At 67.7% G+C, this 21,822-nt stretch carries 27 protein-coding genes; 14 read left to right on the top strand and 13 right to left on the bottom strand.

Going from position 1 to position 21,822, the window contains the following annotated elements:
- Positions 1 to 9: 9 nt before the first annotated feature.
- Positions 10 to 474, bottom strand: a complete 465-nt coding sequence (dut, locus tag K0O62_RS12425; RefSeq protein ID WP_073857494.1) for a dUTP diphosphatase — start codon at positions 472 to 474, stop codon at positions 10 to 12.
- A gap of 25 nt (positions 475 to 499) precedes the next feature.
- Between dut and K0O62_RS12420 the strand changes: the two genes are divergently transcribed.
- Positions 500 to 994: a DUF3093 domain-containing protein gene (locus K0O62_RS12420; RefSeq protein WP_073857493.1), complete on the top strand. Its 495-nt coding sequence runs from the start codon at positions 500 to 502 to the stop codon at positions 992 to 994.
- A 9-nt stretch (positions 995 to 1,003) separates the two neighbouring features.
- Here K0O62_RS12420 and K0O62_RS12415 read toward each other — a convergent pair whose 3' ends face one another.
- On the bottom strand, positions 1,004 to 1,306 hold the full coding sequence (locus K0O62_RS12415; RefSeq protein ID WP_073857492.1) for a DUF4193 domain-containing protein: 303 nt from the start codon (positions 1,304 to 1,306) through the stop codon (positions 1,004 to 1,006).
- A 174-nt stretch (positions 1,307 to 1,480) separates the two neighbouring features.
- On the opposite strand from K0O62_RS12415, the gene cei reads away from it, so the two are divergent.
- Positions 1,481 to 2,140 carry an envelope integrity protein Cei gene (gene cei, locus K0O62_RS12410; protein WP_073857491.1) on the top strand — a complete coding sequence of 220 codons (660 nt, stop codon included), beginning with the start codon at positions 1,481 to 1,483 and terminating at the stop codon, positions 2,138 to 2,140.
- Between the two features lies 1 nt (position 2,141).
- Here cei and K0O62_RS12405 read toward each other — a convergent pair whose 3' ends face one another.
- Entirely contained in the window at positions 2,142 to 2,963 is an 822-nt protein-coding gene (locus K0O62_RS12405; RefSeq protein ID WP_073857490.1) for an inositol monophosphatase family protein, read from the bottom strand.
- A gap of 72 nt (positions 2,964 to 3,035) precedes the next feature.
- Between K0O62_RS12405 and ppgK the strand changes: the two genes are divergently transcribed.
- Positions 3,036 to 3,797 (top strand): polyphosphate--glucose phosphotransferase, encoded by a 762-nt coding sequence (ppgK, locus tag K0O62_RS12400; protein WP_073857489.1) that lies wholly within the window; start codon positions 3,036 to 3,038, stop codon positions 3,795 to 3,797.
- Positions 3,798 to 3,934: 137 nt separating this feature from the next.
- Positions 3,935 to 5,353 (top strand): RNA polymerase sigma factor, encoded by a 1,419-nt coding sequence (locus tag K0O62_RS12395; protein ID WP_073857488.1) that lies wholly within the window; start codon positions 3,935 to 3,937, stop codon positions 5,351 to 5,353.
- A gap of 64 nt (positions 5,354 to 5,417) precedes the next feature.
- Here K0O62_RS12395 and K0O62_RS12390 read toward each other — a convergent pair whose 3' ends face one another.
- The 4 genes from K0O62_RS12390 to K0O62_RS12375 form a co-directional block, all read right to left on the bottom strand.
- Positions 5,418 to 5,810: a nuclear transport factor 2 family protein gene (locus K0O62_RS12390; RefSeq protein WP_073857487.1), complete on the bottom strand. Its 393-nt coding sequence runs from the start codon at positions 5,808 to 5,810 to the stop codon at positions 5,418 to 5,420.
- A gap of 123 nt (positions 5,811 to 5,933) precedes the next feature.
- Positions 5,934 to 6,728: a hypothetical protein gene (locus K0O62_RS12385; RefSeq protein ID WP_073857486.1), complete on the bottom strand. Its 795-nt coding sequence runs from the start codon at positions 6,726 to 6,728 to the stop codon at positions 5,934 to 5,936.
- Between the two features lie 59 nt (positions 6,729 to 6,787).
- Positions 6,788 to 7,636, bottom strand: coding sequence for an SDR family NAD(P)-dependent oxidoreductase (locus K0O62_RS12380; RefSeq protein ID WP_372512892.1), 849 nt, complete (start codon positions 7,634 to 7,636; stop codon positions 6,788 to 6,790).
- Between the two features lie 28 nt (positions 7,637 to 7,664).
- Positions 7,665 to 8,069 (bottom strand): DUF952 domain-containing protein, encoded by a 405-nt coding sequence (locus K0O62_RS12375; RefSeq protein ID WP_073857484.1) that lies wholly within the window; start codon positions 8,067 to 8,069, stop codon positions 7,665 to 7,667.
- 135 nt (positions 8,070 to 8,204) lie between these two features.
- Here K0O62_RS12375 and K0O62_RS12370 point away from each other — a divergent pair, with 135 nt between their 5' ends.
- Entirely contained in the window at positions 8,205 to 8,396 is a 192-nt protein-coding gene (locus tag K0O62_RS12370; protein WP_073857483.1) for a DUF7455 domain-containing protein, read from the top strand.
- Positions 8,397 to 8,457: 61 nt separating this feature from the next.
- The gene (locus K0O62_RS12365) at positions 8,458 to 9,396 is read left to right on the top strand and encodes a YihY/virulence factor BrkB family protein (RefSeq protein WP_073857482.1); all 939 of its coding nucleotides are present in this window, start codon (positions 8,458 to 8,460) and stop codon (positions 9,394 to 9,396) included.
- Here the strand turns inward: K0O62_RS12365 and K0O62_RS12360 are convergent.
- A complete protein-coding gene (locus tag K0O62_RS12360) occupies positions 9,386 to 9,622 on the bottom strand; it encodes a DUF3039 domain-containing protein (RefSeq protein ID WP_073857481.1) in 237 nt (78 codons plus the stop codon). The two genes, K0O62_RS12365 and K0O62_RS12360, sit on opposite strands and share 11 nt — an antisense overlap.
- A gap of 75 nt (positions 9,623 to 9,697) precedes the next feature.
- On the opposite strand from K0O62_RS12360, the gene K0O62_RS12355 reads away from it, so the two are divergent.
- The 3 genes from K0O62_RS12355 (at position 9,698) to K0O62_RS12345 (ending at position 12,053) form a co-directional block, all read left to right on the top strand.
- A complete protein-coding gene (locus K0O62_RS12355; RefSeq protein ID WP_234800172.1) occupies positions 9,698 to 10,096 on the top strand; it encodes a DUF3099 domain-containing protein in 399 nt (132 codons plus the stop codon).
- A 147-nt stretch (positions 10,097 to 10,243) separates the two neighbouring features.
- Positions 10,244 to 11,203 (top strand): sigma-70 family RNA polymerase sigma factor, encoded by a 960-nt coding sequence (locus tag K0O62_RS12350; RefSeq protein WP_073857480.1) that lies wholly within the window; start codon positions 10,244 to 10,246, stop codon positions 11,201 to 11,203.
- Between the two features lie 145 nt (positions 11,204 to 11,348).
- Positions 11,349 to 12,053, top strand: coding sequence for an iron-dependent transcriptional repressor DtxR (locus K0O62_RS12345; RefSeq protein WP_073857479.1), 705 nt, complete (start codon positions 11,349 to 11,351; stop codon positions 12,051 to 12,053).
- Between the two features lie 4 nt (positions 12,054 to 12,057).
- Here the strand turns inward: K0O62_RS12345 and K0O62_RS12340 are convergent, their stop codons facing one another.
- The gene (locus K0O62_RS12340) at positions 12,058 to 13,110 is read right to left on the bottom strand and encodes a DUF4192 domain-containing protein (RefSeq protein ID WP_073857580.1); all 1,053 of its coding nucleotides are present in this window, start codon (positions 13,108 to 13,110) and stop codon (positions 12,058 to 12,060) included.
- Between the two features lie 233 nt (positions 13,111 to 13,343).
- Here K0O62_RS12340 and K0O62_RS12335 point away from each other — a divergent pair, with 233 nt between their 5' ends.
- Genes K0O62_RS12335 through K0O62_RS12325 form a run of 3 tightly spaced genes read left to right on the top strand, consistent with a single transcriptional unit; the run spans position 13,344 to position 16,125 of the window.
- Entirely contained in the window at positions 13,344 to 14,336 is a 993-nt protein-coding gene (locus K0O62_RS12335; protein WP_073857478.1) for a proteasome assembly chaperone family protein, read from the top strand.
- Positions 14,337 to 14,378: 42 nt separating this feature from the next.
- A complete protein-coding gene (locus tag K0O62_RS12330; protein WP_073857477.1) occupies positions 14,379 to 15,401 on the top strand; it encodes an alpha/beta fold hydrolase in 1,023 nt (340 codons plus the stop codon).
- A gap of 25 nt (positions 15,402 to 15,426) precedes the next feature.
- Positions 15,427 to 16,125 (top strand): PhzF family protein, encoded by a 699-nt coding sequence (locus tag K0O62_RS12325; protein ID WP_073857476.1) that lies wholly within the window; start codon positions 15,427 to 15,429, stop codon positions 16,123 to 16,125.
- Here the strand turns inward: K0O62_RS12325 and nrdR are convergent.
- The 3 genes from nrdR to K0O62_RS12310 form a co-directional block, all read right to left on the bottom strand.
- Positions 16,122 to 16,583, bottom strand: coding sequence for a transcriptional regulator NrdR (gene nrdR, locus K0O62_RS12320; RefSeq protein WP_073857475.1), 462 nt, complete (start codon positions 16,581 to 16,583; stop codon positions 16,122 to 16,124). The two genes, K0O62_RS12325 and nrdR, sit on opposite strands and share 4 nt — an antisense overlap.
- 62 nt (positions 16,584 to 16,645) lie before the next feature.
- Positions 16,646 to 17,131 (bottom strand): LysM peptidoglycan-binding domain-containing protein, encoded by a 486-nt coding sequence (locus K0O62_RS12315; RefSeq protein ID WP_073857474.1) that lies wholly within the window; start codon positions 17,129 to 17,131, stop codon positions 16,646 to 16,648.
- 150 nt (positions 17,132 to 17,281) lie between these two features.
- Positions 17,282 to 17,848: a TetR/AcrR family transcriptional regulator gene (locus K0O62_RS12310; protein ID WP_073857473.1), complete on the bottom strand. Its 567-nt coding sequence runs from the start codon at positions 17,846 to 17,848 to the stop codon at positions 17,282 to 17,284.
- Positions 17,849 to 17,992: 144 nt separating this feature from the next.
- Here K0O62_RS12310 and K0O62_RS12305 point away from each other — a divergent pair, with 144 nt between their 5' ends.
- Entirely contained in the window at positions 17,993 to 18,949 is a 957-nt protein-coding gene (locus tag K0O62_RS12305) for an oxygenase MpaB family protein (RefSeq protein WP_073857472.1), read from the top strand.
- Between the two features lie 32 nt (positions 18,950 to 18,981).
- Positions 18,982 to 19,671, top strand: coding sequence for a transcriptional repressor LexA (lexA, locus tag K0O62_RS12300; RefSeq protein WP_073857471.1), 690 nt, complete (start codon positions 18,982 to 18,984; stop codon positions 19,669 to 19,671).
- A gap of 19 nt (positions 19,672 to 19,690) precedes the next feature.
- On the opposite strand, the gene K0O62_RS12295 is transcribed toward lexA, so the two are convergent.
- Positions 19,691 to 21,709, bottom strand: coding sequence for a sunset domain-containing protein (locus tag K0O62_RS12295; RefSeq protein WP_073857470.1), 2,019 nt, complete (start codon positions 21,707 to 21,709; stop codon positions 19,691 to 19,693).
- Between the last annotated feature and the right edge of the window lie 113 nt (positions 21,710 to 21,822).

The following is a 21,822-nucleotide window of genomic DNA, read 5'->3' as shown; positions in this document are numbered from 1 at the left end:
CGTCCTCTTTCACAAACTCGAGTGTCCGCCAGATGAACCGTGACCACCTGCGCCACGGGAGGTGTCGGCCAGTCCGGCCTCATCGAATGATGACACCTCGACCAGCTCCGGGAGCTCGACGCGCTGTACCAGCAGCTGTGCGATGCGGTCACCGCGCCGCACCACGATCGGCTCCTTCGGGTCTAGGTTGATCAAAGTCACCTTGATCTCACCACGGTAACCGGCATCGACGGTGCCCGGCGTGTTGACGATCGAAAGCCCAACGCGGGTGGCCAATCCCGACCGCGGGTGAATCAGCCCGACCATCCCGTGCGGAATCGCCACGGCGATCCCGGTCGGAACCAGGCTGCGGTGGCCGGGGGCCAGTTCCACGTCGATGGCGCTGAACAGGTCGACGCCGGCATCACCGTCGTGGGCGCGGCTGGGCATCGGGAGTTCGCGATCCAATCTCACAACCGCCAGAGAAGTAGGCACGACGGATGAGATTACTCTTGGGCACGTGTCTGACACGCGTGCTACCACCCAAACCGTGCGCTACCGCGAGCGACTGCGGCTGCCGCTGTGGTTCTGGCTGCCCGGATTGGGCCTTGCCGCCCTCATCGCCACCGAAGTGAACATGGGCGTGGAGGGCATGCCCGAATGGCTGCCGTTCGCGGTGCTGCTGCCCGCCGCCGCGGCCGTCCTGATGTGGGCCGGGCGGGCGGAGATCCGCGTGGTCGCAGATGAGACCACCGGCGATGCCAAACCGGCGGTGGAGCTGTGGGCCGGACAGGCCCACCTGCCGGTGAGCGTCATCGCCCGGTCGGCGGAGGTGCCGAGATCGGCGAAGTCGGCGGCCTTGGGCCGACAACTCGACCCGGCCGCCTTCGTCCTGCACAAGGCCTGGGTGGGACCGATGGTCCTGATCGTGCTCGATGATCCCGACGATCCCACCCCGTACTGGTTGGTCAGCTGCCGACACCCCGACCGGGTGCTGGCCGCGCTGCGCAGCTGACCCCGCGCGTCACGCCGCGCAGTCGGTGCAGATCGGCTGGCCGTTCTTCTCGCTGGCCAGCCGGCTGCGGTGGTGAACCAAAAAGCAGCTCGAGCAGGTGAACTCGTCGGCCTGTTTCGGGACGACCCGGACCGTGAGTTCCTCGCCGGAAAGATCGGCGCCGGGGAGTTCGAACGATTCCGCGGACTCTGATTCATCGACGTCAACGACGGCCGACTGGGCCTCGTTACGTCGCGCTTTGAGCTCTTCCAGCGAATCCTCGGACACATCGTCGGTCTCGGTCCGCCGTGGAGCGTCGTAGTCGGTAGCCATTTTTCATCCCCTCCGGTACCGGTGCAGCACCCTTGCAGCAGTGCTTTGTACCAGCGTCGAACGCCTACACCAAATGATTCGTGCCCGGATTCGACCCAGATTGACTGTGATTTATATCACAGCACCAGGCTGCTCGTGGCATTTGGCGCGGCCGCGAGCCCTTAAGGTGCATGGGTGGTCGCTTCCATCACCGAGGGCACGGCGTTCGACAAACACGGTCGTCCGTTCCGCCGCCGCAACCATGTCCCCGTGCTGTGCCTGTTCGTGGTCCTTGCCTTGGTGACCGGCGTGGTGTGGGTCGTCGCGCTCAACCAGTCGACCGAGATGCAGGAAGCTGTGGCCTGCAACCCGCCCCCTCCGCCCGCCTCCGACAGCACCGCCGCCCCGGTGTCGCTCGGCCGGCAGGTGCCCCCCGCCGAGATGGCCGACGTGATGCCGGCCCGCCTCGCCGACACCAAGGTGCAGGTCCTCAACGCCAGCGGTCAGGGCGGCCAGGCCGCGGAGGTCTCCGGGGCGCTGCGCGACCTCGGCTTCGCTCAGCCCACCGCGGCCAACGACGCCGTGTACGCCAACGGCCGGCTGGAATGCCAGGGCCAGATCCGGTTCGGGGAATCCGGTAAGGCCGCCGCGGCGGCGGTATGGCTGGTCGCACCCTGCACCGAGCTGTTCCTCGACGGCCGGCCCGACGACTCGGTGGACCTCGCCGTCGGCACCGAGTTCGCCGAGTTCAGCCGCAGCGACGACATCGACGCGATGCTGGCAGGTCTGCGGCCGGACGCCACCCAGCCGGCCGACGCGGCGCTGCTGACCAAGATCCACAGCGCCACCTGCTGAGTCAACGGGTCTGTCGCAGGGCCGCGTCCAGCGCGGCGGCAATCCCGGGCGCGGCGGCCACCAGGGCATCGCCGGCACTGCCCCCGCCCGCGGGCAATCGCACCACCGCGCCGGCCTCCGCCGCGATGAGCGCACCGGCCGCCCAGTCCCATACGTGCACGTCGTCCTCGAAATAGGCGTCGAGACGCCCGGACGCGACCATGCACAGATCCAGGGCGCAGGACCCGATCCGCCGCACATCGCGCACCGTCGGCAGCAGCCCTGCCAGCACCGCGGCCTGCCGGCTGCGCTGCTCGGCCTCGTAGGAGAACCCGGTACCCACCAGAGCCATCGTCAGGTCGTCGATGTCGTTGACGCGCAATGTGGTTGATACCCCGTCACGGGTCACCGTCGCACCGTGACCGAGCGCGGCCGAGTAGATCTCACCGGTTGCGGCATTGGCCACCGCCCCGGCCACCGCGACAGCGTCGATCTGCACACCCACCGACACCGCGTAGGCCTCGATGCCGTAGACGAAGTTCACCGTTCCGTCGATCGGGTCGATCACCCAGACCGGGACACCCGGCGCGGCCTGCGCGGAGCCGCCCTCCTCCTCCCCCAGCACCTGATCGCCGGGACGGTGTTCGGCCAGCAGTTCGCGCAGCAACCGCTCGGTCTCGGTGTCCACCACGGTCACCGGATCGGTGGGGGTGCTCTTGGTGCGGATCGCGTCGGCCTGTTGCGCGCCGGCGCCGAACACCTCGGCCCGCCTGGTGCGCACGAAGGTTGCGGCCTGCTCGGCCAGCCGGACGGCCACCGCCCGCAGGGCTACTGGATCGTTCATGGGTACATCGCACCACAACCCATTACTGTGGTGACGAATTCTGTTGTCTCCCCGCCTGCTAGGAGCGTTCCCGTGACCGCATCGACCAACACCGGATTCGGCGTCGACGTCGGCGGCAGCGGCATCAAGGGCGGCCTCGTCGATCTGGACACCGGCGAGCTCATCGGTGACCGCTTCAAACTGGCCACCCCGCAGCCGGCCACCCCGCCCGCGGTCGCAAAGACCGTCGCCGCCGTGGTGCGCGAGTTCGGTTGGACCGGCAAGCTGGGCGTGACCTATCCCGGCGTGGTGACCGACGGGATCGTGCGGACCGCGGCCAACGTCGACAAGGGCTGGATCGGCACCGACGCGGCCCAGGTGATCAGTGCCGAACTCGACGGACAGCCCGTGACGGTGCTCAACGACGCCGACGCCGCCGGCCTGGCCGAGGAGCACTACGGCGCCGGCAAGGACAACACCGGGCTGATCGTGCTGCTGACCTTCGGCACCGGCATCGGGTCGGCCGTCATCCACAACGGCGTGCTGCTGCCCAACACCGAGTTCGGTCACCTGGAGGTCGGCGGCAAGGAGGCCGAGCACCGTGCCGCGTCCTCGGTCAAGGAACGCAAGGAATGGAGCTACCAGCGCTGGACCGAGGAGGTCACCAAGGTGCTGGTCGTCATCGAGAACGCGATCTGGCCCGACCTGTTCATCGCGGGCGGCGGCATCAGCCGCAAGGCCGACCGGTGGATACCGATGCTGCGCAACCGCACCCCGGTGGTGCCCGCCGCCCTGCTCAACAGCGCCGGTATCGTCGGCGCGGCGATGGCCTCGCAGGGCGTCCACGTCCAGTGAATTCCCTACTCGGCGCGGCGCACCCCCACAGTGTCGTTACAATGGTCGATGGCGGCCGCCTACCGACATAACCGGCGGATATCCCAGCAGAGATCAAACGCCATTATTCGAGACAGCCGACAACTTTTCGATGGCGCCTGCGCGCGTCACCGAACCGCAAGACCGAGAGGGTGTACGTGGCAGCGACAAAAAGCCCGGCAACCGAAGAGCTGACCAAGCCCACCGCCGCCACCAAGACGCCTGCCAAGAAGGCGCCGGCCAAGGCCGCCACCAAGGCGCCCGTGAAGCGTGCCGCGAAGAAGGCCCCCGCGAAGAAGGCCGCCGGCTCCCGCGCGAAGAAGGACGAGTCCGCCGAGGACGTCACCCTCGGCGAGGATGTCGAAACCGAGGACCTTGAGGTAGAGCCCGACGACCTCGAAGAGGTCGAGATCGACGACCTCGACGCCGACGACGAGCCCGAAGACGCCGAGGAAGAGGCCGAGACCGAGGAAGCCGGCGAGGCCAAGGCCAAGCCCGCCAAGGCCGACGAGGAGATCGCCGAACCGTCCGAGAAGGACAAGGCCTCCGGAGACTTCGTCTGGGACGAAGAGGAATCCGAGGCCCTGCGGCAGGCCCGCAAGGATGCCGAGCTCACCGCGTCGGCGGACTCGGTGCGTGCGTACCTGAAGCAGATCGGCAAGGTCGCACTGCTCAACGCCGAAGAAGAAGTCGAACTCGCCAAGCGCATCGAGGCCGGGCTGTACGCCACCCAGCTGATGTCCGAGATGGCCGAGAAGGGCGAGAAGCTGCCCGCCGCCCAGCGCCGCGACATGCAGTGGATCTGCCGGGACGGCGACCGCGCCAAGAACCATCTGCTCGAGGCCAACCTGCGCCTGGTGGTGTCGCTGGCCAAGCGCTACACCGGCCGCGGCATGGCGTTCCTGGACCTGATCCAGGAGGGCAACCTCGGTCTGATCCGCGCGGTGGAGAAGTTCGACTACACCAAGGGCTACAAGTTCTCCACCTACGCCACCTGGTGGATCCGGCAGGCCATCACCCGCGCCATGGCCGACCAGGCCCGCACCATCCGTATCCCGGTGCACATGGTCGAGGTGATCAACAAGCTGGGCCGGATCCAGCGCGAGCTGCTGCAGGACCTGGGCCGCGAGCCCACGCCCGAAGAGCTGGCCAAGGAAATGGACATCACGCCGGAGAAGGTGCTGGAGATCCAGCAGTACGCGCGTGAACCGATCTCCCTGGACCAGACCATCGGTGACGAGGGTGACAGCCAACTCGGTGACTTCATCGAGGACTCCGAGGCCGTGGTGGCCGTGGATGCCGTCTCCTTCACGCTGCTGCAGGACCAGTTGCAGTCGGTGCTGGAGACGCTGTCCGAGCGTGAAGCCGGCGTCGTGCGACTGCGCTTCGGCCTGACCGACGGGCAGCCCCGCACCCTCGACGAGATCGGCCAGGTTTACGGGGTCACCCGTGAGCGCATCCGCCAGATCGAGTCGAAGACCATGAGCAAGCTGCGCCACCCGAGCCGTTCGCAGGTGCTGCGCGACTACCTCGACTAGATCGCAGGAAACGACGAACGGTCGCTGCCGGCATTGTCGGCAGCGACCGTTCGTCTTTCTCGGTCTAGTGGGCCGCGTGCTGCTTGGTGCCGTAGATCCGCTCCATCAACGCGGTGTCGGTGTGTATCTCGACCCTCGTCGTCTTGCCGTTGCGAATGGTGAACACGTCGGCGTTGCTGCCCTTCTCCTCACCGACGGCGACGTCGGTGAGCGCCACCACGGTGTCCCCGTCGGCCAGCAGCCGACTCAGTGTCACCGTCGGGCTCTTCGCGCCCAGGTTGGCCAGGTACTGGGCCACCTCGCCCTTGCCGTGATAGGTGCCACTGATGGTGCTGTTCCCCGGCTGCACCCACTCCACGTCGTCGTCGAACAACGCCATGACGGTCTCGATATCCCCACTGGAGAACGCCTCGTAACCCTTCCTGACCAATTCCATGTTGTCCTGCTGCTCTGACATCTCCCCCGCTCCCTCCGAACGATCCGACCCCCACCCCAGATCGGAATCTACGCCCGCGAAATAGGCCCTGTACAGGCACGATGCACCCGACGCTTGCCGAGGAAAGCAATGCCGGATTTCTGGCTAATGCTTGACTCGGCGCTCTCGGAGCTTGTAGTTCATCGGCCAGGATTCGCGTGACTCGTCACCGGTCAGCGGCACCCCCTGGCTACCTAGCTTGACGTCATACACCTCAAGATCAGGGCCGGCCTCCCGCTCGGCGCGCTCGCGGGCCAGGTAGTAGAGCTGGTCGATCTCCAGCTCCTTGAACGCGACGAACGTCGACCGGCGGACGGTGTGCGGGCTGGTGGCCTCGGCGACCATCCGCTCGGTGAGCACCCGCCCAGCCAGCACCGCGGCACCGAGCAGCACGAAGGGCACCACCCAGTAGCAGATGAACGACAGCGGGGTCCGGGTGTCCAGGATGGAGGCGTCCCCCTGCACGATCGGCGGGATCGCCGCGGACACCGTCATCCCGGCGAAGGCGGCCACCCAGATCCAGGTGACCTGCGTGGTGATGCGGCCGAACAGTTCGCTCTTGATCACCTCTGGTGACTGGTCGGCCTCGGCGAACTCCCGCACGAACGGCCGGCCGGCGAGCACGCCGATCAGCGCGACCAGGAAGATCCCCAGGCCGCTCAGCGGCTGGATCCAGCGCTCCATGAATTCCTGGTCGAGGGTGAACGTCAGGACCGCGAGCGCCGCGAAGGTGGCGATGGCGCCGATCTCCAGCGTGCGGCCGGCGCCGCCCCGGGCCCGCCCGATCGTGTACGTGGCCACCGCGACGGCCAGTGCCACCAGCACGGCGACGCTGAAGGGAACATTCCCGACCAGCACCCAGTACACGATCCACGGCGCGAAGCCGGACAGTATCGACATGGTCAGTCAGTTTACGAAACGCGCGGCATTTGTCACGCCCCTTTGCGGGTCGCCGATGCTCAGCGCAGCACCACGGTGCTGGGTTCCCTTGGCGATCCAAGCATTTCGCGGTGCGACGGCGGCCGGCGCCCGTCCTCGTCGGTGAGGCCGTAGCGGGTGGCCAGTTCGGCACCGATCACGCTGTGGCCGCTGAGCTCATCGCGCCGGGGGTCGTCGAACAGCGCGTCGATCAGATGGCCGGTGAACTCCGGGGTCTCGGCGTGCGCGGCCGTCGCCGCAAGCGCATCCGGGTTGCCCTCGAACGCTCCGCGCAGCCGTTCGGTCAGCAGGATGCCCATCCAGATGGACACGCACGCCACCCCGGTCCCGGCGAAATCCACGGCCATGTCGGCGGCCATCTTGTCGATGCCGGCCTTCTGCGCGCCGTAGGCGGGCCCGTGCATGTAGCAGACCGAACCCGGCGAAGAGGTGAACGCGATCAGTCCGCCGCCGCGGGCCGTCAGCAGCGGCGCCGCATGCCAGGACGCCACGTACGCCGACCGCAGTCCGACGTCGAGCACGTCGGCCAACCCGAGAGGCTTCTGCCAGAACGGTTTGGCGCCGATCAGTTCGTCGTGGATCACCGCGGCGTTGTTCACCAGCAGATCCAGTCCGGAACCGTCCGCACCGACCCGGGCGAAGAGTTCGGCGACGGCCCGGTCGTCGGCGTGGTCGACGGGTACCGCGATGCCCTCACCGCCGGCCGCACCGACCAGATCGGCGGTACCGGACTCGGCGATGGACCGGCCGGTCACATACACCCGCCACCCGTGCGCGCCCAGCGCCGTGGCGATGCCACGTCCGGCGCCGCGGCTCGCGCCGGTCACCACGGCCACCTTCGGGACGGCCACGCGATCAGTTGCTCTCACTCCCCCAACTTACGTCCCGGCCACCCGTCTACGATGGCGGCGTGGAATTCGAGGCGGCCGTTGACCATTCGCCCGACGGCGGCAACTCAGCGAATGAGCCGTCGGCGGCGGGCAGATAGCGCGTGACACTTGTCACAGCCTCAGTCGGCAACGGGCCGTACAGATGTGGGAACAGCATCGACTCCGGATCGGACGGCACGCCCGGCTCCCAGCGAACGGGATCGACGAGCCGCGCCGGGTCGATGCTGAGCAGAACGAGATCGGTGCGTCCCGCGTACAGCCGGTTGGCCGGCAGATGAACCTGCTCAGGGGACGAAAGATGAACGAACCCGACCTCGGCCAGCGAGGGCGGCCGGTACTCGGCGGCGGTCGACGCGTGTTGCCATTCGTGAGCGGCGCACAGGTGCACCAGGACCTCGGATGGGGTACTCATGCTGTCCAGGCTGCCCGCTCGGTAACGGCGACGCAGTGAGACACGACACACCGGTGAACCCCAGGGGAACAAGGCCAGATCCCAAAACGTCTGACAGAGTGGACATACGCACCAAAGCTGAACGGAGGATGTGCCGTGAACGCAACTCTGACCAGTCCGGAACTGACCCGGGCCGATCGCTGCGACCGCTGTGGTGCTGCCGCGCGTGTACGCGCGAAGCTACCGTCGGGCGCGGAACTGTTGTTCTGCCAGCACCACGCCAACGAACACGAAGCCAAGCTCGTCGAGCTGGCGGCTGTGATCGAGGTCAGCGCAGCCGACGCATAACGACCCGCCCGCCCGGTGATTACGGGCGGCGGCGTCGGTCGTCGGGAATGCTGGACGGGTGATGACCGACCAGACTCCGGCGAAGCCATCACGCCACCACGTGTGGCCGATCACCAAGCGCACTCTCGCTAAGGCTTGGGACGACTCCATCTTCTCGGAGTCGGCCCAAGCTGCATTCTGGTGTGCTTTGTCGTTGCCCCCGCTGCTGCTGGGCATGCTCGGCAGCCTGGCCTACCTGGCACCGCTGTTCGGCCCGGACACGTTGCCGACGATCGAGAACCAGCTCATCAGCACCTCGGAGCGGTTCTTCTCGCAGAACGTCGTCAACGAGATCATCGCGCCGACCATCTACGACATCGTGCGCGCCGCCCGCGGCGAGGTGGTGTCGCTGGGCTTCGTGATCTCCCTGTGGGCCGGATCCTCGGCCGTCTCGGCATTCGTGGACTCGGTCGTCGAGGCCCACGATCAGACTCCGCTACGGCACCCGGTGCGGCAGCGGTTCTTCGCGCTGGGGCTCTACGTGATCATGCTGGTGTGCGCGGTGGTGACGGCGCCGTTCATCGCACTGGGCCCGCGCAAGATCGCCGAGTACATCCCGGACAGCTGGTTCCATGTGCTGCAGAACGGCTACTACCCGGTGCTGGTGATCGCGCTGATCCTGGTGGTGACCGTGCTCTACCGGGTGTCGCTACCCGAACCCTTGCCCACCCATCGACTGGTGGTCGGTGCCGTGCTGGCGACCGCGGTGTTCTTGATCGCGACGTTCAGCCTGCGCTTCTACCTGTCCTGGATCACCGCGACCGGCTACACCTACGGAGCGTTGGCGACGCCGATCGCGTTCCTGCTCTTCGCGTTCCTGGCCGGCTTCGCGGTGATGATCGGCGCCGAACTCAACGCCGCGATACAAGAGGAATGGCCGGCGCCGGACACCCACGCCCGTCGGGTGCGCGCGTGGATCGCCGGGAAGTCCGACAGCGCGCGCCGAACCCCTACTTCTTGAGCGACTCGTAGATCCGCTTGCAGTCCGGGCACACCGGCGAGCCGGGCTTGGCCGCCTTGGTCACCGGGAAGACCTCACCGCACAGCGCGACCACATGGTTTCCCATGACCGCGCTCTCGGCGATCTTTTCCTTCTTGACGTAGTGAAAGACCTTGGGGGCGTCGTCATCGGTCCCGTTGTCGACGCGTTCGTCGGTGTCGGGCCGCTCGATGGTCTGGGTCTGCATTGCTCCATTGTGCCCGACATCGATTCAGCCGAGACCGGCCGCCACACCGGGGCCAAGATGTGGAACAGTGGAGGTATGAAACACGGCCCCGAGCTGAGTTTCGACGACGAAGGTCGGCCGGTCCTCATCACACGTGCTGCTCTCCCCCAGGACGAGCAGCATCGCGAACGGGTACGCAAGTACCTGACACTGATGGCGTTCCGAATTCCGGCGCTCATCCTGGCCGCCGTGGCCTACGGGGTGTGGGAGAACGGCCTGATCTCGCTGGCGATCATCGTGGTCTCCATCCCGCTGCCCTGGATCGCGGTGCTCATCGCCAACGACCGCCCGCCCCGCAGCGCCACCGAGCCCCGCCGGTACCAAGGTGGCTCGGCGCGACGCACGCCGCTGTTCCCCACCGCCGAACGTCCGGCGCTGCAGCCGCCGGTGCGCCCGACCCCTCGCCCCGGTGGCGAACCCGACGTTCCCCACTGAGCTCGCTGTTCGGGACTTCTCAGCACATTCTCAGGTCGACGGTTTGAAACTGCAGGTCAGGTGGTATGCCACTGGGACGTGACGGGAACTCTGAGGCACCCCTCGGCGTTGTACGTCATGACAGTGCAACCGAGCAGGAGGCCGTAAATGGCGATCGCCACCGCAAGCCGCTTCGATTCCGATCTGGACGCCCAGAGCCCAGCTGCCGACCTCGTCCGTGTGTACCTCAACGGCATCGGTAAGACCGCGCTGCTGACGGCCGCCGACGAAGTCGAACTCGCCAAGCGCATCGAGGCCGGCTTGTACGCCCAGCATCTGCTGAACACCAAGAAACGTCTCGGGGAGGCCCGCAAGCGCGACCTGGCCGCCGTTGTGCGCGACGGGGATGCCGCCCGCCGGCACCTGTTGGAGGCCAATCTGCGCCTGGTCGTGTCGCTGGCCAAGCGCTACACCGGTCGCGGTATGCCGCTGCTGGACCTGATCCAGGAGGGCAACCTCGGACTCATCCGCGCGATGGAGAAGTTCGACTACGCCAAGGGATTCAAGTTCTCGACCTACGCAACCTGGTGGATCCGGCAGGCCATCACCCGTGGCATGGCCGATCAGAGCCGCACCATCCGGCTGCCCGTGCACCTGGTCGAGCAGGTCAACAAGCTGGCCCGGATCAAGCGTGAGATGCATCAGAACCTGGGTCGCGAGGCCACCGACGAGGAGCTCGCCGAAGAGTCGGGTATCCCCGCCGAGAAGATCGCCGACCTGCTGGAGCACAGCCGTGACCCGGTGAGCCTGGACATGCCGGTCGGCAGCGACGAAGAGGCACCGCTGGGTGACTTCATCGAAGACTCCGAGGCGATGTCGGCAGAGAACGCGGTCATCTCCGAGTTGCTGCACACCGACATCCGGTACGTGCTGGCCACCCTCGACGAGCGTGAGCAGCAGGTGATCCGGCTGCGGTTCGGGCTGGACGACGGTCAGCCGCGCACCCTCGATCAGATCGGCAAGCTGTTCGGGCTGTCCCGCGAGCGGGTCCGCCAGATCGAGCGCGAAGTGATGTCCAAGCTCCGTAACGGAGACCGCGCCGAGCGGCTGCGCTCCTACGCCAGCTAGCCCGTACCAGCCAAAACTCACATAACCGGTGATTGCCCGTCGCGCCCAGCGGCGGGCATCACAGCGTCGCGGGGATGTTGAGCCCCTGTTCAGGGTGCCGGACAGCTAGACTCGGAGACTGACAGCAGGGCCTGGAAGGTAGGGCATGAACGATCTCATCGACACCACCGAGATGTACCTGCGGACCATCTACGACCTCGAGGAAGAGGGAGTGGTGCCGCTGCGTGCACGGATCGCCGAACGGCTAGAGCAGAGCGGTCCGACGGTGAGCCAGACCGTGTCCCGGATGGAGCGGGACGGCCTGCTGCACGTCGCGGGTGACCGCCATCTCGAACTCACCGAGAAGGGCCGCTATCTGGCGGTCTCGGTGATGCGCAAACACCGCCTCGCGGAACGACTGCTGGTCGACGTGATCGGCCTGCCCTGGGAGGAAGTCCACGCCGAGGCCTGCCGCTGGGAGCACGTCATGAGCGAGGACGTCGAGCGCCGCCTGGTGCAGGTGCTGGACAACCCGACCACCTCCCCGTTCGGCAACCCGATCCCGGGGCTGTCCGAACTCGGCTTCGGCGGCACCGGCCACGGTGAGGACGCCAACCTGGTGCGGCTCACCGAACTGCCCGCCGGCTCCCCGGTCGCGGTGGTGGTGCGCCAGCTCACCGAGCACGTACAGGGCGACGTCGAGCTGATCGGCCGGCTCAAGGAAGCCGGCGTGGTGCCCAACGCGCGCGTCACCGTGCAGGTCAGCGATGACCACGGCGACCAGGGCGGCGTGCTGATCCTGATGCCGGGCCACCAGGACGTCGAACTGCCGCATCACATGGCACACGCGGTCAAGGTCGAGAAGGTCTAGACCCTCAACCGGCACGCTGGCCGAACGCGAGCCGCGGCGGTAACCGGACCCCGAGCCTTTCCGCGGTCCGGTAGCCCGACAGCGCCATCCCACGGATCTGTTCCGGACGCATCCCCGACTGCAGGGCGCTGTCCAGCATCGCGGCCATCCGATGTCGCGGATCGAGCTGCAGCGCCGCCTCCAGCGCGATACCCGCGAGCGGACCGTCGCCGCGGGCATAGGCCGAAAACGCCAGCAACACCAGCACATCCGGGCGCGCCGGTTCCGGCAGCACCCGGGCCATCATCGCCCACAGCGCCTCGGCATCGGCGGCCGCGGCGCCGACCGCCAGGGCGTAGAGGATATCGCGGACCCGCGGGTCGCTCAGACCGCGTGCCAGCCTCACCAGTTCGGCGTCGGCCGGCTCGGTGCCGTCAGCCAGTCGGGCGGCGACCACCATCGCCAGGTGGGCCGTCTCGCGCACCTGCGCGGCGGTCGGCTCGAACCGGGCGTGTCCGGCGATGGTCTGCGCGAGCCGCTCGCTGCGGTCGGAGTCGGTGACCGCGATGATCTCCTGCAGATCGGCCCGCCGCCGATAGAGCCGACGGCCGTCGAGCACCGCGGCCGCAGCCAATGGGGAGGCCTCCGGATCGTCGACCACGCCGTTGGCCCCGCAGCCGTCCGCGCAGAACCAGCGCCCGCCCGCAGCGACCCGGTCCACCACCAGCACCGCGAACAGATCCACCCCTTCCTCGGCCAGCGATCGGGCCAGCGCATCGGCCAACTCGAGATGGTCGGTACCGCAGGCCTCGCACTCGGAGCCGAACTCGTCGATGATCACCGCGATCGCGCCCTCGGGCCCGCCGGCCCCGACCACCTCGGCCAGGTGATCGGTGTTCTCGGCCAGGCCCGCGGACAGGTCGACGCGCATCACGGCACCCAACTCGGCCCCGGGTCCGGCGTTGTCGACGGTCACCACCGCCAGCGAATGCTCCGGGACGAAGCCGAGCACGGCGGGCAACGCGGCGATCAGGGAGGCGGGTCGACCGATGTCGAGGCCGCGAGGTTGTGTTGTCATGCGTCCGACGGTGACAGTCGGCACCGTCACCGCTGCCCCGTCGGCGCCGCTGGTCCGCCGCGGTGTGGATGGATCGGCGACTGTGGATACTCAGCCGGCCGGCCGGCCGCCGGTGGCGCCGGCTACCGGGGGTGCGGGATTGCCGGTCACCTCGCCGGTGTTGCACGAATGTCGGGGGCAGGCAACGCGCGTCCGCCGAAGTGCGAGACACTAGTGAACAGGAGGTGAATTACATGGCCGATCACCAGGAGCAGCATTACCAGCCCGAGCAGAACGGCATGTACGAGCTGGAGTTCCCCGCACCGCAGCTGTCCGCGACGGATGGGCGTGGACCAGTCCTGATCCATGCGCTGGAGGGATTCTCGGACGCCGGTCACGCGATCCGGCTGGCCGTCCAGCACCTGAAGGACACCCTCGACACCGAGTTGGTGGCGTCCTTCGCCGTCGACGAACTGCTCGACTACCGGTCCCGCCGTCCGATGATGACGTTCAAGACCGACCACTTCAGCAGCTATGACCAGCCCGAGCTGAATCTGTACGCGCTGCACGACAGTGTCGGCACCCCGTTCCTGCTGTTGGCCGGATTGGAGCCCGATCTGCGCTGGGAGCGTTTCGTGACCGCGGTGCGGCTGCTGGCCGAACGGCTCGGGGTGCGCCAGGTGATCGGCCTGGGCACCATCCCGATGGCGGTGCCGCACACCCGGCCGGTCACCTTGACCGCACACTCGGCCAACTCGGAGCTGATCGCCGAGTACACCCCCTGGGTCGGCGAGATCCAGGTGCCGGCCAGTGTGTCGAGCCTGCTGGAGTTCCGGATGAGCCAGCACGGCCACGACGCCATCGGGTTCACCGTGCACGTACCGCACTATCTGGCCCAGACCGCCTATCCGCACGCCGCGGAGACGCTGCTGGCGGAGGCGGCCCGGGCCGGTGCCCTGCAGATCCCGCTGACCGCGCTGGGTGAGGCGGCCGCCGAGGTGCAGACCAAGATCAACGAGCAGGTCGAGGCCAGCGCCGAGGTCGCTCAGGTGGTGACCGCGCTGGAGCGTCAGTACGATGCGTTCGTCGCCGCTCAGGAGAATCGCTCGTTGCTCGCCCGGGACGAGGAGTTGCCCAGCGGCGATGAACTGGGCGCGGAGTTCGAGCGTTTCCTCGCCCAGCAGGCGGACGGCAAGTTCGGCGAGGGCTTCAGCGAGGGTTTCTCCGACGGCGAAGAAACCACCTGATCTACGGTGATGTCCGCCGACTGATTGCGAGGATGGGCGGACATGACCGAGCGCAAGGCCAATCTGCGCAGCGTGCCGGAGGTATCTCCCACGCTGCAGTTCCGCACCATCCACGGGTACCGGCGCGCCTACCGCATCGCGGGTTCGGGTCCGGCGATCCTGTTGATCCACGGAATCGGCGACAACTCGACGACCTGGCACACGGTGCAGACCATGCTGGCTCGGCGGTTCACCGTGATCGCGCCGGACCTGTTGGGGCACGGCCAGTCCGACAAGCCGCGCGCGGACTACTCGGTGGCCGCCTATGCCAACGGCATGCGGGATCTGCTCAGCGTGCTGGATGTCGACCGGGTCACCGTCGTCGGGCATTCCCTGGGCGGCGGGGTGGCGATGCAGTTCGCCTACCAGTTCCCACAACTGGTCGACCGGCTGGTCCTGGTCGGCGCCGGCGGTGTCACCAAAGACGTCAACGTGGCGCTGCGGATCGCCGCGCTGCCGATGGCCACCGAGGCGCTCGCACTGCTGCGGCTACCGCTGGTGCTGCCCGCGCTGCAGGCCGTCGGCCGCATCGGCGGGGCGGTGTTCGGGTCGACCGGCCTGGGCCGCGACCTGCCCGACGTGCTGCGCGTGCTCTCCGATCTCCCCGAACCCACCGCGTCCTCGGCGTTCGCCCGGACGTTACGCGCGGTGGTGGACTGGCGTGGGCAGGTGGTCACCATGCTGGACCGATGTTATTTGACCGAATCCGTTCCCGTTCAGTTGGTCTGGGGCACCCACGACTCGGTGATCCCGGTCAGCCACGCCTGGCTCGCGCATTCCGCCATGCCGGGCTCGGAGCTCGAAATCTTCGAAGGTTCCGGGCATTTCCCGTTCCATGACGATCCCGATCGGTTCGTCGCGGTGGTGCAGCACTTCATCGACACCACGATCCCGGCCGAGTACGACCACGAACTGCTGCGCGGCCTGCTGCGCACCGGCATCACCGAACAGGCCATCACCGGCTCGCTGAACGCCCGGGTCGCCGTGCTCGACGCGATGGAAGCCGACGAACGCAGCGCCACCTGAGGCACCGCGGACCTACCATCGAGGTATGGCCGTCGATGTGACCGTTCTGCGGGTGTTCGCCGATGCTCACGGGGAGTTCGGCAATCCACTCGGCGTGATCGACGCCGCGACCGTCGAGCCATCCGACCGGCAGCGCATCGCCGCCGAATTGGGTTACAGCGAAACCGTATTCGTCGATCTCCCGGAGCCGGGTGCGGCGAGTGCACATGTCCGCATCTTCACCCCGGTCACCGAGATTGCGTTCGCCGGGCACCCGACGGTCGGCACCGCGTGGTGGCTCAAGCAGCGCGGCACGCCGGTGCGGACACTGCAGGTCCCGGCCGGACTGGTGCAGGTGAGCTACCTGTCCGAGGCCGAGGGTGAGTTGACCGCGATCAGCGCGCGTTCGGACTGGGCCCCGGAACTGGTCATCCACGACCTCAAGTCGCCCGACGAGGTGCTCGCCGCGGATCCGGCCGAGTACGCCGACGACGCCGAGCACTACCTGTGGGCCTGGATCGACCGTGACCGCGGGGCGTTGCGTTCGCGGACGTTCGCACCGCAGTTCGGGATCATCGAGGACGAGGCCACCGGCTCGGCGGCGGTGCGGATGACCGACCATCTGAGCCGCGACCTACACATCACGCAGGGCAAGGGATCCGAGATCCGCACCTGGTGGGATCCGACGGGGTGGGTGAAGGTCGGGGGCCGCGTCGTCGAGAACGCCGGCGTCCGGCTCGGCTAGCCCGACGATGACACGCGGTGGGCGCGCAGCGCCTCGATCTCGCGCTCGAAATCGTCGGCCGAGGTGAAGGACCGATACACCGAGGCGAACCTCAGGTACGCGACCTCGTCGAGGTCGCGCAGTGGGCCGAGAATCGCCAGACCCACTTCATTGCTGGGGATCTCCGGAGATCCGGCGGCGCGCACCGTGTCCTCGACCTGCTGGGCAAGGAGGTTCAGTGCATCGTCATCGACCTGGCGGCCCTGGCATGCGCGCCGCACACCCCGGATGACTTTCTCTCTGCTGAACGGTTCGGTGACACCGCTGCGCTTGACGACCGCGAGTACCGCGGTTTCCACGGTGGTGAACCTACGCCCGCATTCGGGGCAAGATCGGCGACGTCGGATGGCCTGACCTTCGTCGGCCTCACGGGAATCGACGACACGCGAGTCGGGATGGCGGCAGAACGGACAGTGCATCACCGCTCCTTTGCCCCACCGCTGGTCTACCAACTCGATTGTCATCGAGCCTACCTGGGCGATCACCCGATGGGGGCAATGAGGGTCTGGCCGGCCTGCACGGTGCTGGTTTCGAGCTTGTTGAGTTCACGGATACGTTCCACCACCGAGCCCGCCGGCACATCGGGCGCCACCCGCGCCGCGATGTGCTGCAGCGTCTCACCGGCTTCCACGTACACCACGGACAACCGGGTGGGCATCTGCACCGGCTCCTCGGTGGGTCCGCCGAGTTGGGCGACCAGCCCCAGCCACAGGGTGAACCCGCCGGCCAGCAGGGCCAACAGCACGGTGGCGACCGGCGTGATGGGCCGACGACGGTGCGAGGCACGGGACATCAGCACCCCGGTGTTGCGGTAACCCAGCGGCGCCCCTCCCGGGCGGCGGGACTGCACGCGCCGGCGGCGCACCACCACGTCGCGTGGCAGCGGCCACACCTCGGGCGCCATCGCCGTCTGCCGGGGACGCGCGTCGAACTGCGGGGCACTGGTACGAGCTTCGAGAATGGTCATCGGACTGCTGCCTCTCGGTAGGGGTCTCGCCTGGCGGCTTTCGCTTCTGTGTTCGAATGCTAGTCGATCATGTGTTCGATGAATAGAACACGTGATCGAACTGTTGCCAAACGATAAACCGGACCACCGACAAGTAGCCCGCGCGCCGAATCAGCCGGTGCGCCCCGCCAGCAGCCCACTGGAGGCGAACTTCAGCCCGCTGCGCAGTTCTTCGAGGCTGATCGGGTCGTCACTCTCGACGTAACGCAGGGTCGTGGCGACGGCCATGTTGAAGAACAGCCAGGCCAGGGCGCGCGGACTGAGCTCATTGCGGTACTGGTCGCGGTAGTGACCCATGTGCAGGGTCGTCATCGCCAGCAGGGTCGCACTCAGCCCGGAGACGATGTCGAAGGCACGGACGCGCTCGGGCCGCTGAGCCAGATAGCGGATCAGGGTCCGATTGGCGAGCGTGAACTCGATGAGGATGTCGATGGAGGCCTGCATGGCCTCTTCCGGCTCGTGCATGGTCACCGACCGCAGCATGTCCTCGATCGCCGGCGCCTGGTCGGCCGCCAGCCGCTCGATGGCCGCATCGATGATCTCCTCCTTGTTCGAGAAGTACTGGTAAATCGAGCCCTTGCTGACACCGGCCTTCTCGGCGATCGCGTTCGTGGTCAGCCGGTCCGGTTCGGTGGTGCGCAACAGGTCCGCTGCCGTGGTCACGATTTTTGCGACCATATATCTAGAGCGTTCTTGTTTCGGCACTTTTCTACGTCCTGAACTGCGGTTTTCTGCAACCATGCTGTTCCCTTACACGACTTGTTTGCGACCTCTGGGTCATATTAGCGTCGGGGTCCTCAGCACGAGGAGGTGCGAGCAGCCATGACTGCCACAACGGATCTGCCGGCCCAGAACGCCGAACACACCGGAGCTCCCGAGCTCGTCCCATTGGATTCACTGACCGCCGAGCACACCGGCCGGTGGACATTTCTCATCGTCGAGGGCGCGGCCTTCATGATGCAGGCCATGCACCCGGTGATCGCCGAGGTGACCGGCCGCTATTCCGCGGGGTTCCGCGGTGATGCCGGCGGTCGTGCGATCCGCTCGGTCGACTCGGTGCTGCGCTGGACCTACGGCGGCACCGCGGCCCTCGCGGAGGGCGATCGGGTCCGCGCACTGCACAAGCCGCTCACCATGACGAGCGAACTGACCGGGAAGCGGATCAGCGCACTGAACACCGAGGCCTACCAGTGGGTGATCGCCACCGGCTACCTCGTCAACGCCCAAGGCGGCGGGCGCTTGCTGATCGGGCGGGATTTCACCGATTCGGAGAAAACCGAGCTCCTGCGCGACAACCGTCGACTGGCCGAGCTGCTGCACGTGCCGATGCGCGGTTACCCGCAGACGCTCGCGGAGATGACCGAGTACTACGAGAACATGATCGACACCCTGCAGGGCACCCCGCAGGCGCTGCAGCTGATCGCGGACTTGAAGGCCGGCAAGCTGGAGCTCTCGACGTCGATGCCCAAGGCGCTCGAACCACTGCTCCGGACGGCCTTGCGGCCGGCGCTCCGGCTCAACTACCTGTCCATCGTCGGCCTGCTCGATCCCCGGCTGCGCGCCAAGCTCGGGGTGAGCTGGAGCCGGCAGGAGCAGATCCAACTGCAGGTCATCTACGCCGCGATCCGGGCGGCGTACCGGGTGCTGCCGGACCGACTCACCTACTTCCCGCTGGCCTATCACGCGCGTAAGCACCATGAGTGCCTGAAGAAGATGGAAGAACGCCAAAAGAAGTCGTTCGCGTACAACCTGCCCGACACGCCTCGAACACATGTTTGATTATGTCTTCGCCTGCGACTACATTCGGCCATATGAGCGAGAGCACCGAACACCCTGAGGCACGCTCCAGTCTGACCGAGCGTCAGCGCACCATCCTGGAGGTCATCCGCGCCTCCGTGACCGAACGCGGCTACCCGCCGAGCATCCGGGAGATCGGCGACGCCGTCGGTCTCACCTCGACCTCGTCGGTGGCCCACCAGCTGCGCACCCTGGAACGCAAGGGCTATCTGCGCAGGGACCCGAACCGTCCGCGTGCCGTGGACGTCCGCGGCGCGGACGACAACGTGACGCCGAAGAACGTGACCCCGATCGTGGCAACCGAGGTCGCGGGTTCCGACGCGCTGCCGGAGCCGACGTTCGTCCCGGTCCTGGGCCGGATCGCCGCCGGTGGGCCGATCCTGGCCGAACAGGCCGTCGAAGAGGTCTTCCCGCTCCCCCGAGAACTGGTCGGCGAGGGCTCGCTGTTCCTGCTGAAGGTGGTCGGCGAATCGATGATCGACGCGGCGATCTGCGACGGCGACTGGGTGGTCATCCGGCAGCAGAACGTCGCCGAGAATGGCGACATCGTGGCGGCCATGATCGACGGCGAAGCCACCGTGAAGACCTTCAAGCGCACCAAGGGGCAGGTGTGGCTGATGCCGCACAACCCGGCGTTCGAGCCGATCGACGGTAACGACGCCCAGGTGCTCGGCAAGGTCGTCACCGTCATCCGCAAGGTCTGACGGGTTCGCCCGGGGAGGCTCAGTCGGCCCGGACGAACCCGTTCGTCCGGGCGAACTCCTCACTGGCGAACCAGATCTCGGCCTCGGTGTCCCGATAGCCCGGGCTGCCGGGAGCCCAGTACAGGCCCGACTTGGTGTCCGCCTTGATCGGATAGCCCTCGGGCGCCCGGTACCGGTCGCCGTCGGCCAGCCGCATCGAGGTCCAACCCGGATCCTCCGGCTCGTCGTCCTGGATCGCGGCGTGCCGGCCACTGGGGAAATCGGGCTCGTACCCGGACCAGACCGCGGTGGTGGGCGGGTCGAAAGCCGGCGCCTCGGACAGTGATTCGATCCGGGTGGGCGCGGTGTCCACCGCGTCCGGGTCGGAATCGAAACTCAGATCCTCGGCCGGCGCGTGCAGTTCCTCGAGCTCGTCGCCCTCATCGGAGTCGTAGTCGCCGGTGTCCTCATCGGTGTCGTAATCGCCGGACTCGTCGCGATGCTCGGGATCCGGGCCCGCCGAGATGGTGCCGAACGCGGGCACCTCGCTGACCGCCGGTGCCGAGGCCCACAGGCTCTGGGGGGCGTCCGGCTCGCGATCGCCGTACTCGGGCTGCTTGTACTCGGGCTCGTCATACCCCCGGTCGTAGCGGTCGTCGGCATAGTCATCCCCGAAACCGTCGTCCTCGTGGGACCGCCGGTTTCGCAGCACCGCGACGGCGATCAGGGCGATCACACCGATCAGCGGGATCAAGCCGAGCAACCACCACCAGCGCCACGAGTACCACTTGTCGCCGCTGTCGGCGTCCGCGGTGGCCGCCGAGCCCGGCGCCGGAGCGGCCGGGGAGTCGGCACCGGGCACCTGCAGCCCGACGAGCTGCGACTGCAGGCCGGCCGGCTCGGTGCTGAACTTGCCGCTGGTCCTGTCCCACGAGATCGATCCGCCGTTGAACTGCTGAGTGACGACGTTGCCGTGGTCGGTCTGGTCGCCCTTGGGGGCGCCCAGCTCACCGGTCGCACCGCCGAGTTTCTGCCACGCGGCGTTCATCGCGCCGCGCACGATCACCGCGCCGAAGTCCGGCGTCCAGAAGATGACCGGATCATCCTCCGCGGCGAACGGAACCACCCGGCTCTGCGGTGCCAGACCGCCGTCGGCCTCACTGGCGGTCGGGAACCCGAGATCCCCGGTGGGTCCGCCCACGCTCTCGTACTTGGCCAGCACCTGTCCGGTGACCACATTCGCGCCGGTTTCGGGGCTGTAGAAGATCTTGCCGCCCGCGTAGTTCTGGCCGACGCCGTCGGCGCCGATCGCGTACTGGGCCCCCTCTTCGGCGCCCAGGGGTCCGAGCGCGCCGCCGGCGGCCCGGCGGGCGGCGTTGATCGCCGAGGTGGCGTCGGAGGGAACGTCGATGGCGCCGAGCTGATCGGCGAGCTCCGGCGGCACGGTGGTGAAGGCCCGGGTCTTGCGGTTCCAGGAGATCTCACCCCCGGTGAACTTCTGGGTGAGGACGTCACCGTTGGTCATCTCGTCCTCGCTGGGCACTCCGAGCACGCCGGCCGAGCCGCCGAGCGCGTCCCACGCCGAGTTGATCGCCCCGCGCACCACCCGGGCGCCGGTGTCCGGCGTCCAGAAGATCACCGGGTTGTCCGGGGCGCTGAACGTGGAGTTGCGGCTGTTGGCCGCGCGGCCGGGTCCCTCGTCGATGGTCGGGAAGCCCAGGTCGCTGTCGGCGGGGCCGCCGAGCGCCTCGTACTTCTCCAGGATGGCACCGGTGACGATGTGTGCCCCGGTCTCCGGGGTGAAGAAGATCTGGCCACCCGCGAACTTCTGGCCGAAGCCCTCACCGGCGGGATAGACGCCACCGTCGCGCGGCCCCAGGGGCCCGCCTTCGCCGCCACCGGTCTCCCACGCCGCCGTGATCGCGGCGTCGGCGTCGGCTTCCGGAGTCGCCGCAGCGGATGGTGCGAGCAGCACCATAGCCGCGATGAGCCCAGCGCTCACCAGCCCTGTTGCTGCCCGCCCGGCGATCCTGCTCAGCCGGGTTCGCTGCCTGGTCATTCGGTCCCTCCCGAAGTCGGACAAAACCACACGAAAGTAGCGTGTTCGTCAACTCTGCTTCAGTTGACCTCGAACTCGTGGGATATCCGCCACCTGCGGTTAAGCGTGTCGGA

This window comes from Mycolicibacterium diernhoferi (assembly GCF_019456655.1).
Classification (GTDB): domain Bacteria; phylum Actinomycetota; class Actinomycetes; order Mycobacteriales; family Mycobacteriaceae; genus Mycobacterium; species Mycobacterium diernhoferi.
The sequence above is the reverse complement of the archived record's forward strand: the minus strand, read 5'-3'. Positions and strand labels throughout refer to the sequence as shown.

Excerpts from the sequence above, each read along its gene's own strand:
- K0O62_RS12415 (WP_073857492.1), bottom strand. The coding sequence starts at position 1,306 with ATGGCTACCGACTACGACGCTCCACGGCGGACCGAGACCGACGATGTG.
- K0O62_RS12405 (WP_073857490.1), bottom strand. The coding sequence starts at position 2,963 with ATGAACGATCCAGTAGCCCTGCGGGCGGTGGCCGTCCGGCTGGCCGAG.
- K0O62_RS12390 (WP_073857487.1), bottom strand. The coding sequence starts at position 5,810 with ATGTCAGAGCAGCAGGACAACATGGAATTGGTCAGGAAGGGTTACGAG.
- K0O62_RS12385 (WP_073857486.1), bottom strand. The coding sequence starts at position 6,728 with ATGTCGATACTGTCCGGCTTCGCGCCGTGGATCGTGTACTGGGTGCTG.
- K0O62_RS12375 (WP_073857484.1), bottom strand. The coding sequence starts at position 8,069 with ATGAGTACCCCATCCGAGGTCCTGGTGCACCTGTGCGCCGCTCACGAA.
- K0O62_RS12365 (WP_073857482.1), top strand. The coding sequence starts at position 8,458 with ATGACCGACCAGACTCCGGCGAAGCCATCACGCCACCACGTGTGGCCG.
- K0O62_RS12360 (WP_073857481.1), bottom strand. The coding sequence starts at position 9,622 with ATGCAGACCCAGACCATCGAGCGGCCCGACACCGACGAACGCGTCGAC.
- K0O62_RS12355 (WP_234800172.1), top strand. The coding sequence starts at position 9,698 with ATGAAACACGGCCCCGAGCTGAGTTTCGACGACGAAGGTCGGCCGGTC.
- K0O62_RS12350 (WP_073857480.1), top strand. The coding sequence starts at position 10,244 with ATGGCGATCGCCACCGCAAGCCGCTTCGATTCCGATCTGGACGCCCAG.
- K0O62_RS12345 (WP_073857479.1), top strand. The coding sequence starts at position 11,349 with ATGAACGATCTCATCGACACCACCGAGATGTACCTGCGGACCATCTAC.
- K0O62_RS12340 (WP_073857580.1), bottom strand. The coding sequence starts at position 13,110 with ATGACAACACAACCTCGCGGCCTCGACATCGGTCGACCCGCCTCCCTG.
- K0O62_RS12335 (WP_073857478.1), top strand. The coding sequence starts at position 13,344 with ATGGCCGATCACCAGGAGCAGCATTACCAGCCCGAGCAGAACGGCATG.
- K0O62_RS12330 (WP_073857477.1), top strand. The coding sequence starts at position 14,379 with ATGACCGAGCGCAAGGCCAATCTGCGCAGCGTGCCGGAGGTATCTCCC.
- K0O62_RS12325 (WP_073857476.1), top strand. The coding sequence starts at position 15,427 with ATGGCCGTCGATGTGACCGTTCTGCGGGTGTTCGCCGATGCTCACGGG.
- nrdR (WP_073857475.1), bottom strand. The coding sequence starts at position 16,583 with ATGCACTGTCCGTTCTGCCGCCATCCCGACTCGCGTGTCGTCGATTCC.
- K0O62_RS12315 (WP_073857474.1), bottom strand. The coding sequence starts at position 17,131 with ATGACCATTCTCGAAGCTCGTACCAGTGCCCCGCAGTTCGACGCGCGT.
- K0O62_RS12310 (WP_073857473.1), bottom strand. The coding sequence starts at position 17,848 with ATGGTCGCAAAAATCGTGACCACGGCAGCGGACCTGTTGCGCACCACC.
- K0O62_RS12305 (WP_073857472.1), top strand. The coding sequence starts at position 17,993 with ATGACTGCCACAACGGATCTGCCGGCCCAGAACGCCGAACACACCGGA.
- lexA (WP_073857471.1), top strand. The coding sequence starts at position 18,982 with ATGAGCGAGAGCACCGAACACCCTGAGGCACGCTCCAGTCTGACCGAG.
- K0O62_RS12295 (WP_073857470.1), bottom strand. The coding sequence starts at position 21,709 with ATGACCAGGCAGCGAACCCGGCTGAGCAGGATCGCCGGGCGGGCAGCA.